The sequence below is a fragment of the Corynebacterium kroppenstedtii genome (assembly GCF_016894245.1).
Classification (GTDB): Bacteria; Actinomycetota; Actinomycetes; order Mycobacteriales; family Mycobacteriaceae; genus Corynebacterium.
On record NZ_CP069792.1, the window covers coordinates 2,306,614 to 2,325,539 of the forward strand.

The window sequence follows — 18,926 nt, forward strand, 5'->3', positions numbered from 1 at the left end:
TCCTCCGTTGATATGCTCACAAAGTTACTGGCCTAGAGCCAAGAATAGCTGTTCCGACACGCACAACTGTTGATCCAGCAGCAATCGCATTTTCTAAGTCGCCCGACATCCCGGCCGACAAACCACCGCGACCTCCATGCTTGTGGAGAATGGCATCAGATAATTCAGCAGCGCGGGAAAAGACCTGCGCTGAATCATCATCCCGGGGCGGGACCACCATCAGCCCCTCCAGGGTGAGATAGTGCGACGAATTGACAGCATCAGCGAGGGAATCGAGTTCATCTTCGCTCGCTCCTCCTCGCGACGGATCACCGTCGGCACTCCATTGAATAAAAACTGGCAGCTGATCATCACTATCGCGCTCAGTACTTACACGGTCACCGGCGTCCAGAGCACGCTCCATACCGTTATCGAGACCATGAACAATTTTTAGGCGGTCAACAGTATGAACCCGATGGGCCCACCGTGCAATGTGGTTTGTCTTCTTTGACTGCACCTGCCCGATCATGTCGATACGAAGGCTCACCCCAGCTTCATGGAGCCGGTGGGCTTTATCACGAGCTTCTTGCTCACGGTTTTCGCCCACCACGGTTACTCCACATTCTGCTAACGCCTGGAGGTCTTCATAGGGATGGAACTTTGTTACCGGCAGTAACTCAATTTCTCTGGGATCTCGCCCTACTGATTCAGCCGCGCGTGCAATGCGCCGAGATACCTCGTCAAGGCGGGACGACAACTCCGCTTTTCGTTCCTCGTAGGTAGCCATCACCAGCCCATTCCTTCCCTGCTCCTCACATTACTTGCCTGCCAGCTGCGTAGTCGGTTGTCAGTCGCTTAAGTACTTGTCAGCGACAGCGATGCGGACTTATGCCCATGCCTCCGAAGGCATCCATACTGCAGCAGCTTGCCTACCTGTCTTGCCATCGCGCCTATACGAAAAGAACGTTGCATCCTCACTAATGGTGCACCGGGGATCCGCATCAATCGCCGTCACACCCATACTCATCAGTTGACGAACCAGCCCTCGTCGTAAATCAAGGCTCGAAGTTCCCCACTGCGTAGTGCTCGAGGACCCAGGAAGGTGCTGCTCTACATCACGGACCATATCAGCGGGCACTTCGTATCGCTCTCCGGACGCGGCCGCACCCATCAGTGCATGCATATGTGACGGCTTGGCTCCACAGCGGATCATCGTTTCCACCGTCGCTCGAACAATTCCGTTGCGCGCACCCAATCGACCCGCATGAACGGCTGCAACAATGCCGGATACGTCATCGGATAAGAGCAACGGTACACAGTCCGCAGTAAGCACAACTAGGGCTAAGTCAGGTTCAGTCGTGACCATCGCATCTGTTGCTTCAATTGGGCTTGTCATCGAACTATTAACGACGGTGACCGTTGGAGAATGAATCTGCTCCATGTAGAGAACACGATCCGCGGGAAGATCTAAAACCCGGGCAAGGTGCTTGCGATTCTCCGCAACGGCAGCTGGATCATCGCCGACATGATCGCCTAGGTTAAATGACTCATAGGGGGCACGGGAAACCCCGCCGGCTCGCGTAGTCATGACTTTGCGAACACGACGGGGTTCTGGAGTGGGATTATTAATCGTCACGCCACCCTTCCGTTTCTTCACAGTGGTCCGAATTCTTCAACTGCATAACCGACGTCTGAAGGGCCAAGACGACACAGCCCCGTTGGAGAGACACCGTTTCTACAGACTTAGTTCCTTAGGAGAAGGGCAAATCCAGATCGTCATCATCGTCGTCATAATTGTTACGGGAATCATTCCCGTGCAGCTGCGCCCCACCACGCTGCGGATCGGATTGTTCCTCAGAGAAACTATGCCGGCTACCGGAGGTGAAAAGCCCTCGGTTCGCCTCTGACTGGTAGGATCCACCGCTGCTCTGGGAACGCCCAGTGGATCCATCTGACTGGGCATAAGTCTGCCTGGAACCGCTCTCCCCTGAGCCACCAATCGGTTGTGATCCGGAGGAAGCTCCGAAACCGCGATCCGCAGAGCTATGCTCACGGCGCTGGAAGGAGGACGTCATCTGCTCACGAGCGCCCGCAGAATCCGACGATGAGGCGCTAGCCGGCTGACCCGAGAAGACGTCACGCGCAGTAGATTCCCGCGGTGCAGGTGTCGCTTGAGAATTCGCCGGCTGCGCCGCATGCGCACCGCTTGATTGCTCGGTGCTGTCGTCAAACCCAGTAGCGATCACAGTGACTCGAACTTCATCGCCGAGGTTTTCGTCGATAATCGTTCCGAAAATGATGTTGGCGTCATCAGAGGCTAGATTGGCAACGACGTTGGCTGCATCATTGACCTCGAAGAGGCCGATGTCGGAGCCGCCTGCGAAGGATAACAAGACGCCGTGGGCGCCCTCCATGGTGTTTTCCAACAGAGGGGAGCTAATGGCCAGTTCGGTAGCTTGAGCGGCTCGCCCTTCACCACGAGCAGCACCGATACCCATCAAAGCTGAACCGGCATCCGACATGACCGAGCGAACATCGGCAAAGTCAACGTTAATGACACCCGGGGTGGTAATCAGGTCGGTGATGCCTCGGACGCCATTGTGGAGAACTTCGTCAGCCTGCCGGAAGGCCTCCATCATCGAGACGTTCTTGTCACCCATCTGAAGCAAGCGGTCATTCGGGATGACGATTAACGTGTCACACACTTCACGAAGGGCTTCGATGCCCTCAAGAGCCTGCTTCGTACGACGCGGCCCTTCGAAGGTAAACGGACGGGTCACAACGCCGACAGTCAAAGCACCTTGCTTCTTCGCGATGCTAGCGACCACTGGGGCAGCGCCCGTTCCGGTTCCACCACCTTCACCTGCGGTAACGAAGACCATATCTGCCCCTTGCAGGGTGGATTCAATCTGGTCACGATGATCCTCGGCAGACTTCCGGCCTACCTCAGGGTTGGCACCAGCCCCCAGGCCACGGGTAGCTTCGCGGCCGATATCGAGCTTGACGTCCGCGTCAGTGAACATGAGCGCCTGAGAGTCGGTGTTCACGGCGATGAACTCGACTCCCTTGAGGCCATCTTCAATCATGCGATTGACAGCGTTGACGCCGCCGCCGCCAACGCCAACCACTTTGATGATGGCGAGGTAGTTATCCGATGTCGTCATGGTTGTAGGGCTCGCCTTTCGTTACACGATCTATCGCTATCGAACTGTACGGTCTGCGCAAAGACTACAGGATGTTGCCACCTTTATTGCAGAGGCGCAGCGGCCCGTAGCAAAGAATTTTATTTTTTACGTTTCTATAATGCTTGTGAACAGACCAAACACGTGGTGACTAATCCATTCGGCGTGTCGCAAGTCTAAACCTCAACTTTAGGCTTTACCTGCAGTTATGGTTCACACTATTCCTTGACTGAGACCTGAGCCGGGTTGGAAACATCCCATACACGTCCTTCTCGCTGAAGCACAGCCTTCGTCGCTTCTGCTTTAGACGACGCATTATTACTCGTTCCCCATTTCACTGTTTTCTCGTCTTTGAAAACTAACGAAATATTATTTTCATTCTGAGCATCAATATGGTCAATATCGCCGACGATGCCCGGCGCGTGCTCGTGAATGGCCTGCGCGACTTTCGCGACCGCACGCGCGATCTCCTCATCGGGGGAAGCGTCTCCATCCAGCTTCAATGCTCCGTCCGGATGCGGAGAAACGTCGAGCTCTCGCCCGTTATCATCGAAAAGATGATCTCCATCACCATCCACATAAAACGCGACGGTTGCTTCTTTCACCGAAATCGAGATCGTCCGTGGCCAGGAGCGCTCCACCGTAGCCTGAGTAACCCACGGCAACCCGACAACGTGTGACGCTGCAGAATGAGTATCAATGTGGGTCATGTTTTGGCCCTTATGAATTCCTGACGCAGCAATGATGTCCTCTTTCGACGTCTGTTCATTACCTTTGACGGAAAATGACGACACGGTCAGGATCGGAGCGGTCCGGAGAACCACCGCGCCAACGACAACGACGAGCACAACGATGAGAGCGACTCCCCACATCCGGCGTCGACGTCGGCGGCGGCTCTCACCCTGCGATTCTTTACGGCCACCGGAGTGAATGACACGTGAGTGCTCTCTCTCTTCGTCGGAGTCGACGGAGTAACCAAAGTTGTCGGTGGGTACGCTGCGCCCCGGCTGTCTGCCTTTAGCGCCAGCGTTTTTACGCGACGCTTTTCGTGAGCCTCTCACTAGTTTTTCCTACTTACCTCTCACCCAGGTCACGTTTTAACCTACTGCACCGGTTCATTCAATGCCGCAACAATTGGATCTGCCAGCATAGTCACCGTTCCTGCTCCCATAGTCAAAATGATGTCCCCCGGCCCAGCGATACCGCTGACCATGCGAGGAATTTCATCGACTCGATGCGCGGCGTGCGTCGGAATAGTCATCTGGTCGATGATAAGGTCACTCGTCACTCCAGGTAGTGGCTTCTCACGGGCACCATAAATGTCCATCACGATGGCCTCGTCGGCGAGGGACAAAGCCTCAGCAAATTCCGAAGCGAATTCCTCTGTTCGGGAATACATGTGGGGTTGGAAGACAACAATCACTCTGCGCTGGTGACCCGCCACCGAATCCATTGCCTGAATCTTTTCCCGCGCTGCGGTCAAAACGGCCCGTACTTCGGTCGGGTGATGCGCGTAATCGTCGTAAACAGACGCTCCCTCGTAATAACCGTGCGGAATGGTCCCGTGTGATTCGAATCGACGGCGAACGCCCTGGAAGCCATTTACACCACTCACAGCACGCTCAGGTGCAGCTCCGACCAGAATGGACGACACAATCGCAGCTACAGCATTGAGAACCATGTGTTTTCCGGGGATATGCATCTCAACGCGGTGAGTGCTCGTATCTACCTCGTTCGGCTCGCCAGCTGAGTTGTCGGTCGACGCATGTGCCGGCAGGGAGATACGGATCAGCGCATCCGTGCGGTCAGGCTTCGGGGTGATATCGGTAATTTCCGCACCCCGCGGGATCGATGGATGGCGTGTAAACGCGTCTGCCGTTCCATAACCAACAACGCTTATTCTGTTGCCCCGCTGCACAAGCCGCTCACCAAGCGCCGCAGCGTGGGGGTCATCTACGCAGACGACCAAATACCCACCGTCGATGATGCGGTCCGCAAACTCATCGAAAACATGAATATACGATTCTTCGGAACCATAAAAGTCAAGGTGATCAGCCTCGATATTGGTCACCACCGCAACACTGGGTGAATAGGTCAGTAACGACGCATCAGATTCGTCTGCTTCAGCGACGAACACTGACCCCGTGCCATGGTGCGCATTCGTGCCGGTCGTGGAAAGCTGCCCACCTACAGCGAAACTGGGATCCATACCTGCCTGTTGCAGCGCAATCACTGCCAGCGAGGTCGTCGACGTTTTTCCATGTGTTCCGGCGATGAGTAAGGAGACGTGGTCGAGCAGAAGTGCGCCTAAAACGTCGGACCGCGTGACCACGGGGATTCCGCGTTCACGAGCGCTCACCAGTTCCGGATTGTCCTGGGGAATAGCAGCAAACGAGGTCACCACACATGTCGGCGTATCGCCCGTCAAGTCCAGGTTCTCCGCCTTATGTTCCGTGGCAATCACGGCTCCGGCGGCTCGTAAAGCCAGGATGGTGAGCGAGTCTTTCATGTCCGACCCGGTGACCGTATATCCGCGGTCTAACAAGATTCGGGCCACTCCGGACATGCCCACACCACCGATGCCCACCATATGGACATGTCGGAGTTCATCAGGGGTTATTGCATGTGCCGGATTGACACGGCGAGCATGACGCTCCATACGCATGGTGTGCTCAGCGCCCTTCGTGTGCCCGGTAGATTCGTCGTTATGTGCCACTACTTTGCTCCTTGGCTGTGAACAGGTAATGAGGAAACAGCTGCATGGGCGTCATCGAGCCGCTGCAATAACGCGTTGAGCTATCTCATCGGCGGCATCGGGGTGGCTGCTTTTGGCCGTTTGTTCCGCCATCACCGTTAAGACATCAGGGTTCGTGATCATGGGAATCACCTTGTCGACGATGGTCTGGCTGGTGAGGCCGTCGTCGTTAATGAGTATGGCCCCGGAATTGTCCACGATGGGCTGGGCGTTCAACGCCTGCTCACCATTGCCATGCGGGAGTGGCACATACACGGCCGGAAGTCCGACAGCGGACACTTCTGCGACGGTCATTGCGCCGGACCGGCAGAGAATCATATCTGCCGCGCTCAATGCCAAATCCATCCGCGAGATATAGGGGACGCCGATATAGGGCGGGGTTCCGTCCTGGCGATCAACGTCTATTGAGTTTTTCTTCCCATAGGCGTGGAGTACCGACACCCCTGCCTCCCCGAGTTCGCGTGATGCGCCGGAGACCGCGTTATTGATGGACCGTGCCCCCTGGGAACCGCCTGTGACCAGCAACACTGGCGCGTCGGGATCCAAACCGAAATACTCACGGGCTTCGGCTCGGAGTCCTGACCGATCGAGCGAGCTGATCTCTGATCGGACCGGGATCCCCACGATCTCCGCGGAAATACCTGACCCTTCAACGGCGGCTAAGCCACGTCCCCCTAAGCGAATTCCCAGCTTATTGGCCATACCGGCTCGCGCGTTCGCCTCATGCACGAAAAATGGGATGTGGAGGGATTTGGCCGCGAGATACGCGGGGGCCGAGACATAGCCACCGAACCCGATAAGAACGTCGGCGTTGACATCGCGCAAAATGTCTTTTGTTTGGTTGACCGCCCGACGTACACGGTGTGGAACAGAAAAAAGTGCTTTATTAACTTTGCGTGGGATTGGTACTGGGTCAATCAGCCGCAGGTCATAACCACGTTCGGGGACCAGAGTTCCTTCGAGCCCCTTCGTCGTCCCTAATGCTGTGATCCGTGCAGAGGGCACACTGCGACGAACCGCGTCGGCAACTGCCATCGCGGGCTCGATATGACCGGCAGTGCCACCACCAGCAACAACAACGGAGAGCTCTCCGTCCGTATCCTGTGACCTCTTCATACACCCACCTCAGGAATAGCGCTACATCATCGACGTAGCCTTATTTGTGCCTTAAAAACGTGCCTCATTCATATTAACGACGAGTCCCGTCGTCGAACGGTCCAAAGGAACCATTCGTCGTACCATAATCAGATTGATACGTACGCCGACTGCCGTCTCGGGACCGCCGACGAGGCTCACGGTCATGGGCCCGTTCCCTTCGTTGGGTCGCGGATCCCGAGCTTGGCTGCCTATTTCCTCCAGTACGTCGACTACGGGGAACTCCGTTCCGACGAGTCACTGGCTCTCCGAACCTCTGAACCTCGTGGTGCCTATCAGAGAGTGAACCTCGTCGAGATGACCCCGGACGGCCGTTGGATTTCCCACGCGTCCCAATAGTCTTCCGCGACCCGTGACCATTCCGAGCTCGTGGATCGTCTTCGTCAAGCCACGGGCCTCGACGCAGCGTTGCGGGGTCGAAGGCACGGGGTTCCGGGAATCCTAGTAATTTGTCGACGACGGGGCGGCCGTAGGTCTGCATCGACGACACTGTCTCCGGCTCATGCCGAGCGCAATTGAGAAGCAGCCCCATCGATACGAGTGTGATAATGGCCGACGTTCCGCCTGACGAAATCAACGGCAACTGAATACCGGTGACGGGAAGGAGCCCCGTCACGTAACCGATGTTGATAAACGCCTGAATCACAATCCCTGTGGTGACTGTCGCAGCCATGAGACGCAAAAAAGGATCCGCCTGGTTCAAAGCAATGCGCATTCCTACCCAACCCAAGAGAGCGAAGAGAAGAATGACGATGCTGGCACCGAGAAAGCCCATTTCTTCACCAACGACGGCAAAGATGAAGTCGTTTTTCGCCTCGGGGAGATAAAACCACTTGGCACGCGATTGCCCTAACCCTTGCCCCAGAAAAGAGCCGTCGCCCAAAGATAAAAATCCCTGGTAACTCTGGTACGCCGTGCCTTGTGTATTCGGGAACTTACCGAACAGGGTTTCTCTAAACACTTCGACGCGATTCGACCGATACCCGGCCGTCAAAGTCAGAATAACAGCGAGACCCAAACCGCCGGCGATAATCGTCGTCGTGACCCACTTGGGAACGCCCACAAACCAGGCTAGAGCTAGGAAAACGATCATGACCGAGACAACCATGCCGAGATCACGCTCAAGGGCGACGAGAACAATGACGAGCACGACTATTGCAGTGAAAAACCCGAGGACCTCGCGGATCGACCGTGCGTATAGCGCCCTCTCGGACAGAACTGCAGAACCCCACACCGCGATGGCTAGCTTAGCGACCTCTGACGGCTGAATGGTGATAGGACCCAAGACGAGCCATGATTGGGATCCCATCTGCTGAAGTCCAGTTCCCAATCCTGGAATCAGAACCAAGATCAGTAACATGACCGCAAGTCCCATAACCCAGGGCGAAATTTTCTTAATGGTGGCTGGGGACATCCGGATGGCGAAGTACAGACCGACGAGGCCAACCACGACCATCCCGGCTTGTTTGAAGAAATCCGTCCACACGCTGTTGGAATCTGCCAGCGATGATGCCATCGAACTGGACAGCACCATCAAGAGTCCCAACCCAGTTAGGATCGCTGTTATTGCGGCAAGGATGTAGTAATCAAACTTCGGTGTTGATGTCGCAGCATCAATTTTGCCGACGACTCCTTCCCACCATGATCGCGCACGGCGGGACCTCGTTCCTTGGTCAGATTTCACTGTCACGATCCCTGTCCTTCTGTACCGCGCCCGTAACGACGAGCAGCTTCGGCGAAGAGGTCACCACGCTGGCTCATCCCCGTGTACATGTCCAAGCTAGCGGCAGCGGGCGCAAGGAGCACCGTGTCACCGGGTTGTGCCAACCGGGATGCTGCCTGAACGGCTTCATTCATCGCGATCACTGGATCGGTCGACGTAATGACGGTCAAAGGAATGCGGGGATGAATGGTAGCGAGACTCTGGCGAATGATCTCTCTATCCTGCCCCAAAACAACCGCAGCCGAAATACGGTCAGCATTCTTGTGAATGAGATCATCAATCTGGGCGCCTTTGAGCTGCCCACCTGCAATCCACACACATGACTCCACAGCACTTAAAGCTGCGTCCGTCGCGTGGGGATTGGTGGCCTTAGAGTTGTCGATCCATCGGATATCTCCAGCTTCATAAACGACTTGTCCACGGTGTTTTTCCACCACGAAGGAAGACAACGCTCGTGCGATTGCCTCTGGCTTAACGCCCTGTGACCTGGCGATAGCCGTGGCCGCGAGCGCATCCGCGACGCCAGCCGGACCAGGGGGAGAAATTCTCGTTGCATCCGCGATATCCACCCCCTCTGATTGAGCCGGAACGCTCGCCCGGTCAATGATCCTGCCATCGACCACCCCAACTTGCCCTGCGCGGGGTTTCCCCATCGTAAATTCGATAACGCGACGGGTCGGGCTATCACCGTTGAAAGGAGATGTTGGCGAAAGCTCCATGTACCGCTCAGCCTCGCGACACACACGCTCATCGTATGCATTGACGACGATGACTGGCCCTCGATACACACGCGCTTTATCTGCTGCGTAAGCGTCCATCGAGCCATGCCAGTCGATATGGTCTTCTGCAAGATTGAGGACGACACCGGCATCGGGGGTGAGTGTCGGCGACCAGTGAAGCTGGAAACTAGAGAGTTCGGCGACCATGACGCTGACCCGTGGAGTCTGTGTTAACGCGGTCCCTACTGCTACCCCGATGTTCCCCACTGCCTCAGCAGCTGCCCCCGATTCGGCCATCATCGATGCAAGCATCGACGTGGCTGTTGTTTTACCATTCGTCCCGGTTACGGCTAACCAGGTACGTGGTTGTCCAAAACGACCATCACGATCGGCACACCACGCCAGTTCAACATCACCGATTACCGGGATTCCCTGCGCCTGCGCGTCGTGTAGCAAGGGAGTGTCGGGGCGCCATCCCGGAGATGTCACAATCAGCGATGCTTCGTCGAGATGAGAATGAGCCTCCTCGACGGTCATCGCGGATCCCCCGTGCCGGTCTGCAAGCTCACTAGCTGCAGCGAAATTACTATCGATGATGCACACCGACCATCCGAGTTGTGTGGCTATGTCAGCTGCGCCTCGGCCCGATACTCCAGCGCCAGCGATCCACACTGGACCTCCAGGTTGAGGAAGATATGACGATGATGTCTGGACGTGAGACATAATGATGTTCTCTTTCCGTACGGGGTCTCGGGCTCGGTGTAGACGGTGACGTGGCTGCGGATAGTAGCGCTGGTGAATCCACTTCAGGTACTAGCGAGAAAATAGCTAGCTGCTCGGTTTTGTTAGGTCCACCCTAACCAGTCAGCGTAGAACATACTCACTCCAGCGACGGCGAACATCGCTGTGAGCAGCCAGAAGCGGACGACCACGGTCGTTTCAGCCCATCCTCCATTTTCGAAATGGTGATGGATGGGCGCCATACGGAATGGCCGTTTACCTGTTGAACGAAAACTGACAACTTGAATAACAACTGAGATCGTTTCAGCGACGAACAGAGCGCCGATAACGATCATTAGCAATTCAGTTCGTGATGTCACCGATAAACCGGCAACGAGTCCGCCCAAGGCCAAAGAACCGGTGTCGCCCATGAAAATTTTTGCCGGGGCCGCATTCCACCACAGAAAACCGAGACACGCACCCAAACCGCATGCTGCCAAAATGGAGAGGTCTAAGGGGTCTCTCACCTGGTAGCACGCGACCGAAGCGTTAGAGGCACACGAGTTACGGAATTGCCAAAAGGTCATGATGGAGTACGCGGCCATCACGATCGCAGTTGTCCCTGCAGCGAGACCATCGAGGCCGTCGGTAAGGTTCACAGCATTTGACCAGGCAGTGACCAAAATGTAGATGAATAACAAGAATATGAGGGTTCCAATGATGCCACCGCCAATTGCGATATCAAAGGTATCGATATCACGGACGAAGGATAGCTTCGTCGAGGCAGGTTTCAGACCGTGCTCATTGAGGAACAAGAGACACAGCACGCCGAAACCGATGGCGAGAATGGCTTGACCGAGCAGCTTTCCTTTTTTATTCAGGCCAAGATTCCGCGCCTTCGCCAGCTTGATGTAGTCATCGAGGAAGCCAAGGAACCCCATTCCCACTGTCAGGCCGAGAACTAATAGGCCTGATGCTGTGGGCTTGTAGCTCGACGGGGTAAACACAGAGGCGAGGTGCGCAAGAAAATACCCACCCACGATGGCGACGATGATGGCGATACCACCCATCGTGGGAGTGCCACGCTTGCGCAAATGCGATCGTGGACCCTCCTCACGGATCTCCTGCCCCAGGCCTTCGTCGGAAAAGCGACGAATCAAGATCGGGGTAAAAAGGATTGCAATAATAAAAGAAACGGCGCCGCCGATGATGATATGAACCATTACTCTCCGTTCCCTTCATCCTGACCAGACAACAGCCCTTCCGCGACTCTCCACAGTCCATCTGAGTATGAAGCCTTGATGAGGACAACATCGCCCGGACGAACTGACGACCACACATTATCGACAGCCGCGTCGACGTCGTCCACATGGGTGACATCAACACCCGACTCCTTAGCCCCGTGGGCTAAAGCTCGCTGGTTAACACCATTCCCGACGACAACAACGTGATTAATCTGGTACCGGCCCAGTTCTTCACCGATCGAGTAGTGTTCGTCGGTGGCGGAGGCTCCCAATTCCCCCATCTGGCCTAAGACTGCCCAAGATTGAACATTCTCCCGCGCCCGGACAGTGGACGCCAATGCGGCGATTCCGGCCCGCATCGAGTCGGGGTTTGCGTTGTACGAATCGTTGATGATCGTTACTCCGTCACGCCGGTTGCGTACATCCATCCGATTTGCACTCGCCGCAGTATGGTGCGACAACGCGGTGGCGATCTTATCCACGGGTATGCCGACAGCACATCCCACGGCTGCAGCTGCGAGAGCATTCGCAACTTGATGTTGTCCATAAACCTGTAACTGCACGGGAGCAGACTCCCCCGTCGGCATCGTCAAGGTAAAGGATGCCCGAGCAGAACTATCTAACACCACATCAGTAGCAATCACACTGTCGCGGTCGATCGGGTTATCGGTGTCTTCGCTTGGGCTCACCGAAAAAGTAATCACCCGAGCCGAGGTCCGTGCTGCCATCCCTGAAACCAAACGATCATCGGCGTTGAGTATCGCGACGCCATCTTCCTCTGCCGACGGCAAAGCCTCGACGAGTTCACCTTTGGCTTGAGCAATGGCCTCTCGGGATCCAAATTCGCCCAGATGGGCCGTACCAACATTAAGAACCGCACCAATCGTCGGAGGCGCAATGTGTGCTAAGTGAGCGATGTGGCCAATTCCCCGAGCGCTCATTTCGGCAACTAAAAAACGCGTCGATTCGGTGCATCGTAAAGCGGTATAAGGGTGCCCAATTTCATTATTAAAAGACCCCGGTGGTGCCACCGTCTCGCCTTGAGAGCGAAGAATCGTCGCAATCATATCCTTTGTCGACGTTTTCCCGGCGGAACCCGTCACACCGATCACCCGTAGGTCGTGATGAGCGACTAATTCAGTGACCGTGTGGTGGGCAAGCTTACTGAGGGCAGCCAATGCCGCCTCACCTTCCCCATCCCGGTCATATTCCAACGCAGTGGCATTAGTCTCCACGTGCTCAACGTGAGGAATGATGACGGCGGGTACGCCCATATCACGTGATAACAGGGCGAGAGTAGCTCCGTCTTTAATAGCTTGGGCGGCGAAATCGTGGCCATTGACTCGAGCTCCCGGCAACGCCAGAAATACTGAACCAGGGGCAATCTTCCTCGAATCGAACTCGACGGGCCCCGGTACTACTGCGTCGGGTTCAATATTGACGAGATATCCGCCGGTAATATCCGCGAGACGCCCCGCCGTCATGGGAATCATGGTTGGCTACCTCTTTCACTACGCCCGTACATGTGATGGCACATAACTACTTTTATTTCTCCATCGAGCTATTAAGTTTATCTTCGATACTTCGGCGTGTTTCGACCCGATCATCAAATGGGTGAGTTGTATCGCCAATCAATTGACCAGTTTCATGCCCTTTACCTGCGACAATAACTGCGTCACCCGGCTGAGCCCACTGGATCGCTGCTCGAATCGCTTCCCTGCGATCACCGATCTCACGAATGGTAGGCCGATGCTCCGAAACTTCTGTTTTTACTTTGTTGGGATTTTCGTCCGTACGGTCAACAACTGCCTTCGCCCCTGCCACCACTTGCTGCCTGATGGCAGCTGGATCTTCACTGCGCGGGTTGTCATCGGTGACAACAACAAGATCACTGCGTAGGGCTGCTTCACGCCCCATGATGGGACGTTTGGAATGATCCCGATCCCCGCCGGCACCGACGACAATGGCAATCCTGCCCCGCACATGTGCACGGAGCGTATCTAATACGGCAGCGATCGCCCCAGGTTTATGGGCATAGTCCACGACGGCCATAAAATCCTGGCCACAATCAATACGTTCTAACCGGCCGGGGACGGTCACCGTGGAGAGCCCCTCAATTGCCTCCTCAGCTTTCATACCAGTCTTCACAAGGAGCCCCAGCGCTAACATCGCATTAGCGACGTTAAAACGGCCAGGCATCGGTATATGTAAAGTCATCCCCTTCGTACCGAAGCCGTAGAGCTCGGCAGTCTGAACACCGTTATCCATGACTGAGGATGGCCCCGCCCACACATCCGGCTGAAGCGATGCGTCATGTTCCGACGTAGCTACCGTCGATACTGTGAAAGGATGAGGCAGCATCGTCGCTAACCTCTGCCCCCACGCGTCATCAATGCATACGACGGCACGCTCGGCATGTAGGGGCGAATCCTCCTTAAAAAGCCGCGCCTTCGTCTGGAAATAATCCTCCATCGTAGGGTGGAAATCAAGGTGATCCTGGGACAAATTAGTGAATCCCGCGACAGAGAAATGAGTTCCCAAGACACGACCTAACGCGATCGCGTGGCTGGAAACCTCCATCACCACGTGCGTCACACCTCGCTTTTTCATCATCGCGAAAAGCGATTGAAGGTTTGGGGCTTCGGGGGTAGTGAGAGTTGATGGAACCTTCTCCCCATTAATCCTGGTACCCGTGGTACCGATCAGCCCGGTTGATATGCCGTGATGAAGGAGAGCAGCTTCGACCATGTAGCTCGTGGTGGTTTTACCTGCTGTCCCGGTGATTCCAATCACTGTCAAGTCGCGTGAGGGATGATTATAAACAGCCGACGACACCAGCCCTAGCACGGCACGAACATCATCAACGACGATAATCGGCAAATCGTCACGCGTGACTTTCTCTACCCCAGCGTGATCAGTCAAGACCGCTGCTGCTGATGATGAATCCGCAAATTGCGCTCCATGGACATGAAGTCCGGGTACTCCAGCAAAAAGGCCACCTTCTGGCAGAGCCTGAGCATTGAGCCCAATATCCGTGACGACGAGGTTCGGGTCATCAGTCCTCATGAGGCGGCCACCCGATATTTCCGCAAGTTCTTCCAGCGTTGCCATGACAATCTCCTTGATCACGATGTAGACGGCGAAGGATAACGCGATAAACGATGCTTCGGACAGTAGAAACCTTTAGCTACCCTGCCTGTAACAAGAGGGTGTCACCTGGTTCTTTCGAAGGTGGGACGTTGTAGCGGTTAAGCGCCCACGAAGCGATGTCGTGGAACAGTGGCGCTGCCGACTGACCACCTTCACCATGAACACCACGGGCCGGGTTATTCAACATGATGGCAACGACGAAACGTGGATCATCAGCCGGAGCGATTCCGGCGAAAGTGATCCAGTATTTCGAATTGGAATATGCTCCGGTGTCCGGGTCAACCTGTTGGGCTGTTCCCGTCTTTCCTGCGATTTGATACCCGTCGATGGCCGCGCCGGGACCGGTACCCTGCTGGTTCCCGCCGTCGTTCTGGACAACCCCGCGGAACATATTGCGGACTGTTCGCGCCGTCTGGGCACTCACCACCCTCGTTTCGCTTGGAGCGTCAGTGGATACTTCGTTTCCGTCGGGGTCTTTAATACCCTTCACTATTCGGGGTTCAATACGTACCCCGTCATTAGCGATGGTTTGGTAAATGCTCGCCATCTGAAGGAGGGATGTTGAAAAGCCCTGGCCGATGGGGAGGTTCGCAAATGTACCGGCTGCCCACTGGGAGCGCGGAGGCAGAAATCCGCTGGTCTCGTTGGGCAGTTCGACTCCCGTCGCCTGTCCGATCCCGAACTTATTCAGGTAATTATCAAACGAATCTGGCCCAACCCGCTGCGCAAGCATCAACGTTCCGACGTTGGACGACTTACTGAAAATACCTGTCGTGGTGTACGGGGTGACTCCGTGATCCCACGCATCCTTGACAGTGACACCAGAATCATTAATTGACCCTGGTACCTGCAGGACTTCGTCGGGCGTGGTTTTCTTATCCTCGATCGATGCTGCGGCGGTAATAACCTTGCCGACAGATCCCGGTTCAAAGGGGTTACTTATTGTCCGATCGCCAAACTGCTTGCCTTCTTTGAGCTGCTTCTCGATGTCCCCATTAGGGTCAATCGTTCCGGACGTCGCCATGGACAAGATGTGGCCGGACTTGGCATCAAGAACCACCGCGCTAGCGTCCTCTGCGCCGGAATTGGCCTTAGCTTGTTCCAGGCTCTGCTGCACGAAGGTCTGCATGTCGTTATCTAAGGTCAGCTGGTAGCTATCCCCATCGATCGCCGGGTGTTCGTCCCGACGTGAACCAGGGATTGCCATCCCTTGGGCGGCTATATCGACGGTATAACTTCCGTTCGTCCCCTGAAGATCAGAGTCTTGTGACAGCTCCAACCCGAACTGTCCCGATCCATCCTGGCTTATCTTGCCTAGAACATTTTCACCGATAGCGCCATTCGGGTACTGGCGGACGTCTTGTCGCTCCGCAGTGATCTCTGGATACTTTTTAACGATTTTCTCCGCTTTATCCGGATCCACATTTCGTACCAGAACGGAATAATCGTCATCGGAGGTTAATTTCTTCTCAATATCCTCTGACTTCACATCATCTGCTTTATCGTCATCACCAATCATCCGAGGAAGATCGTCGGCAATATCCTTCATACGTTGATCAGGATCTGGATAACTATCGGGGTTGATCTCATGCCGCTTTTCCATGAAGCTGCGCAATTTGTTCGGATGCACAGACAGCAATGATGATTCCATTGTGTAGGCAAGATCCTCACCGTTGGCGTCCGTGATAGTCCCGCGTCGAGCCGGTTCGGCAATTTTTACCCGACGCTGTTCCTGAGCCTGAGACGACAAGTTCGGCCCGATGATGAGCTGAACCCATACCAAACGCAAAATAAGGACGATCAGTAAAGCGATGATGATCGCCCGAAGAAGATTGAGGCGCCGCATGGCCGCCTTGGCACCTGTTATTAACGACGTCCCCGCCATGCTGTTGCGTAACGATGCATCAGGAGAGCTGCTTTTTCTGGGATTCCGGGGCCGACGAGATGAACTGCTACTCATGGATTCTCCGGTCCCCCTTCTCATGCCTCATTTACCTGATCACCACATATCTTCTACAGATTACTGCCACCACCCGATGGTGGGAGTTCCGCGCTCACATCCAGAGCCCTCGCAAAATAGTACACAAGCCTCCTGACACGTCCGGTTCACCTCACACCACCAGACCTGGCCTGCGACGATTAGCGAACCGGACTATGTCCGAATAGTCCTAGGGGGTCGGCACGGCAGCATCGTCACCCGGTGAGGCTTCCGGCGCTGGGTTGGTGTTTTCCACCTGGTCTGCAGGTAACGGGGCTTCACGGTCAAGTCCTTCACCCTGATTAGCCGCCTGGTTATCGCCCTGTGCCGCTACTGCCCCAGCCGTATTATCCTGGTACGGAGCCAATTGTGCTGGTCGGTTGTTATCACGGCCTGACGAGGAAGAAGACGTAGCAGACCGTGAGGTATTTTTCGTTTTCTCGGGATCCGACGAGGCCTTCGCTTTGGGATCCGCACCGCTATTAATGTCGTGAATTTCGTGAGTTTTCGAAGGATCGGCGGCCCTATTTTCAACCACGGAACCATCGGGATTGACGGTCATAATTCCTGGTTGATCAGGAACAACCATGCCGTCCTCCGAGGCCTTTTTGGCAACTTCTGAGTTAGAGCTTGCGTTCTTGACGTCGCGATGCAGTCCTTCCAACTCGTTATCCAGCGTTGTCTTTTGATCTTTCGCTTTCTGAATAGCGAACGACTGCTGCGTCGTCACTCCAGAAAGGTACATCGTGACGCCCACGCCGAGGCCGATAAACAAGATACATATGACGATGAACTGGATCGTGGTCCTCTTGACCCGTCGTTCTTCGGACACGACGCGTCGGCCCCGGACAGAGATGACCTGGCGAGAGCCCATTCTCTTCGCAGCACTCGTCCTCTTTTTCTTCGCTACGGACGCGCTTGAAGAGTGGAAGTTATTTTTCTGTCGACGCGACGGAACGGGTGTTTCTGCTCGTCGTTCACGTGAGGTGGTCCGCGTCATCGTCGCCGTAGAGGCGCGCCCCGCGGTGTCGACGTCATGGTCGTGGCTTGCCCGTCGAGCTGTCGTTCCAGCCCCTGTCAAGGTAGTCATTGTTCTCCTTCGACGTCTTCGCGGTGTGAAATACTCTGTTGTCCAGAAGAGACCATCTGTTCTCTTCCCATTCGGTGACCCCCGGGCCGGGATTTCTCTCGAGCTAAATACGTGGTGGATGATCCCGTAGCTCTTACCGAGGTACCGCCCGGTGGCGCACTCGCGTGCGAGTAGCCCGTTCTTTCTACGGCACGTACGCGGACCGAATGTGCACGCGGATTCTTACTATTCTCCTGCTCACCCGCTTTTTCCGAGCCCCGAGTCACCAAATGAAAATCGGGGGCGCTGTTAGGCAGATCGATAGGAAGTCCCGGAGGCGTCTTCGATTTGGTGAGCTCCGCCAGTTCCCTTTTTACAATTTTGTCTTCAAGGCTTTGGTAGCTCATGAACACTGCCCGGCCGCCCAGATGGAGATATGAGCAGACTTTCGGGATAACCCTACGCAGAGCATCCAGTTCAGCGTTGACTTCAATGCGCAAAGCCTGAAAGGTCCTCTTCGCTGGGTGGCCCCCATGACGTCGCGCCGACGCCGGAATTGTTACGTAGATAAGTTCCACTAACCGCTGCGACGTGGACCATGGTTCTCTCTCACGCTCACGAACAATGGCGCGGGCGAGAGGCCCAGCAAAGCGTTCATCCCCATATGTTTTTAAGATACGAGCCAGTTCACCGTGGCTATACGTATTAAGGACATCTGCGGCAGTTTTTCCCGTCGACGTATCCATCCGCATGTCCAGCGGCCCGTCGTCACGATAGGTAAAACCCCGATCCACTTGATCTAACTGCATCGACGACACACCAAGATCGAAGAACCCGGCACTGAGACCGTGAGCGTGGAAAGCCTCGACAACCGGATGGTCAACCTCTTGTAATGCCTCATCGAAGTGATCGAAACGCGCATGTACTGGATAAAACCGGTCCTGAAATCGGGAAAGCCGCTGAGTGGTTCGGGACAGTTCTGTCCCGTCACGATCGATTCCGATCACCATTGCCGACGGGAAACGCTCGAGGAAAGATTCACTGTGCCCACCAGCACCGAGGGTGCCGTCGAGGATGATCGATGGTGCCGAGCTCTCTGCTGATTTTGTGACCGTGGGAGCTATGAGCTCAACCATGCGTTCCAACATGACGGGAACGTGACCATGTGTACCAATGTGGCGGTCGGCCATTGTCCCCTCTTTCATCGTCGCGGTCAGAATAACGGGTGGTCAGAGTTGTCAGTGTGGGCAGT

Annotated in this window: 14 protein-coding genes; all 14 read right to left on the bottom strand. The window is 55.4% G+C overall.

Annotated elements, in window-relative coordinates; genetic code table 11:
- Positions 1–16: 16 nt before the first annotated feature.
- The 14 genes from I6J23_RS09875 to rsmH all read right to left on the bottom strand — a co-directional run bounded on the left by I6J23_RS09875 (position 17) and on the right by rsmH (position 18,864).
- Positions 17–766, bottom strand: a complete 750-nt coding sequence (locus tag I6J23_RS09875; protein ID WP_204581912.1) for a YggS family pyridoxal phosphate-dependent enzyme — start codon at positions 764–766, stop codon at positions 17–19.
- Positions 767–865: 99 nt separating this feature from the next.
- Positions 866–1,567, bottom strand: a complete 702-nt coding sequence (pgeF, locus tag I6J23_RS09880) for a peptidoglycan editing factor PgeF (RefSeq protein ID WP_204583068.1) — start codon at positions 1,565–1,567, stop codon at positions 866–868.
- Positions 1,568–1,730: 163 nt separating this feature from the next.
- Positions 1,731–3,143: a cell division protein FtsZ gene (ftsZ, locus tag I6J23_RS09885; protein ID WP_204581913.1), complete on the bottom strand. Its 1,413-nt coding sequence runs from the start codon at positions 3,141–3,143 to the stop codon at positions 1,731–1,733.
- 236 nt (positions 3,144–3,379) lie between these two features.
- Positions 3,380–4,222, bottom strand: coding sequence for a cell division protein FtsQ/DivIB (locus I6J23_RS09890; RefSeq protein ID WP_204581914.1), 843 nt, complete (start codon positions 4,220–4,222; stop codon positions 3,380–3,382).
- 41 nt (positions 4,223–4,263) lie between these two features.
- A complete protein-coding gene (murC, locus tag I6J23_RS09895) occupies positions 4,264–5,820 on the bottom strand; it encodes a UDP-N-acetylmuramate--L-alanine ligase (protein ID WP_204583069.1) in 1,557 nt (518 codons plus the stop codon).
- Between the two features lie 108 nt (positions 5,821–5,928).
- Positions 5,929–7,032 carry an undecaprenyldiphospho-muramoylpentapeptide beta-N-acetylglucosaminyltransferase gene (murG, locus tag I6J23_RS09900; RefSeq protein ID WP_204581915.1) on the bottom strand — a complete coding sequence of 368 codons (1,104 nt, stop codon included), beginning with the start codon at positions 7,030–7,032 and terminating at the stop codon, positions 5,929–5,931.
- A 73-nt stretch (positions 7,033–7,105) separates the two neighbouring features.
- Positions 7,106–8,761, bottom strand: coding sequence for a putative lipid II flippase FtsW (gene ftsW / locus I6J23_RS09905; RefSeq protein WP_239454914.1), 1,656 nt, complete (start codon positions 8,759–8,761; stop codon positions 7,106–7,108).
- Positions 8,758–10,236 carry a UDP-N-acetylmuramoyl-L-alanine--D-glutamate ligase gene (gene murD / locus I6J23_RS09910; RefSeq protein WP_204581916.1) on the bottom strand — a complete coding sequence of 493 codons (1,479 nt, stop codon included), beginning with the start codon at positions 10,234–10,236 and terminating at the stop codon, positions 8,758–8,760. Before murD ends, ftsW begins: the two co-directional genes overlap by 4 nt.
- 122 nt (positions 10,237–10,358) lie before the next feature.
- Positions 10,359–11,456 carry a phospho-N-acetylmuramoyl-pentapeptide-transferase gene (gene mraY / locus I6J23_RS09915; RefSeq protein WP_204581917.1) on the bottom strand — a complete coding sequence of 366 codons (1,098 nt, stop codon included), beginning with the start codon at positions 11,454–11,456 and terminating at the stop codon, positions 10,359–10,361.
- Positions 11,456–12,970 carry a UDP-N-acetylmuramoyl-tripeptide--D-alanyl-D-alanine ligase gene (locus I6J23_RS09920; protein WP_204581918.1) on the bottom strand — a complete coding sequence of 505 codons (1,515 nt, stop codon included), beginning with the start codon at positions 12,968–12,970 and terminating at the stop codon, positions 11,456–11,458. Before I6J23_RS09920 ends, mraY begins: the two co-directional genes overlap by 1 nt.
- Positions 12,971–13,022: 52 nt before the next feature.
- On the bottom strand, positions 13,023–14,588 hold the full coding sequence (locus I6J23_RS09925; protein ID WP_204581919.1) for a UDP-N-acetylmuramoyl-L-alanyl-D-glutamate--2,6-diaminopimelate ligase: 1,566 nt from the start codon (positions 14,586–14,588) through the stop codon (positions 13,023–13,025).
- Between the two features lie 76 nt (positions 14,589–14,664).
- Complete coding sequence (locus tag I6J23_RS09930; protein ID WP_204581920.1) at positions 14,665–16,587, bottom strand: peptidoglycan D,D-transpeptidase FtsI family protein; 1,923 nt, start codon at positions 16,585–16,587, stop codon at positions 14,665–14,667.
- Positions 16,588–16,795: 208 nt separating this feature from the next.
- Positions 16,796–17,695, bottom strand: a complete 900-nt coding sequence (locus I6J23_RS09935) for a hypothetical protein (protein WP_204581921.1) — start codon at positions 17,693–17,695, stop codon at positions 16,796–16,798.
- A complete protein-coding gene (rsmH, locus tag I6J23_RS09940) occupies positions 17,692–18,864 on the bottom strand; it encodes a 16S rRNA (cytosine(1402)-N(4))-methyltransferase RsmH (protein ID WP_204581922.1) in 1,173 nt (390 codons plus the stop codon). The genes I6J23_RS09935 and rsmH overlap by 4 nt, the downstream gene beginning before the upstream one ends.
- Positions 18,865–18,926: the final 62 nt, after the last annotated feature.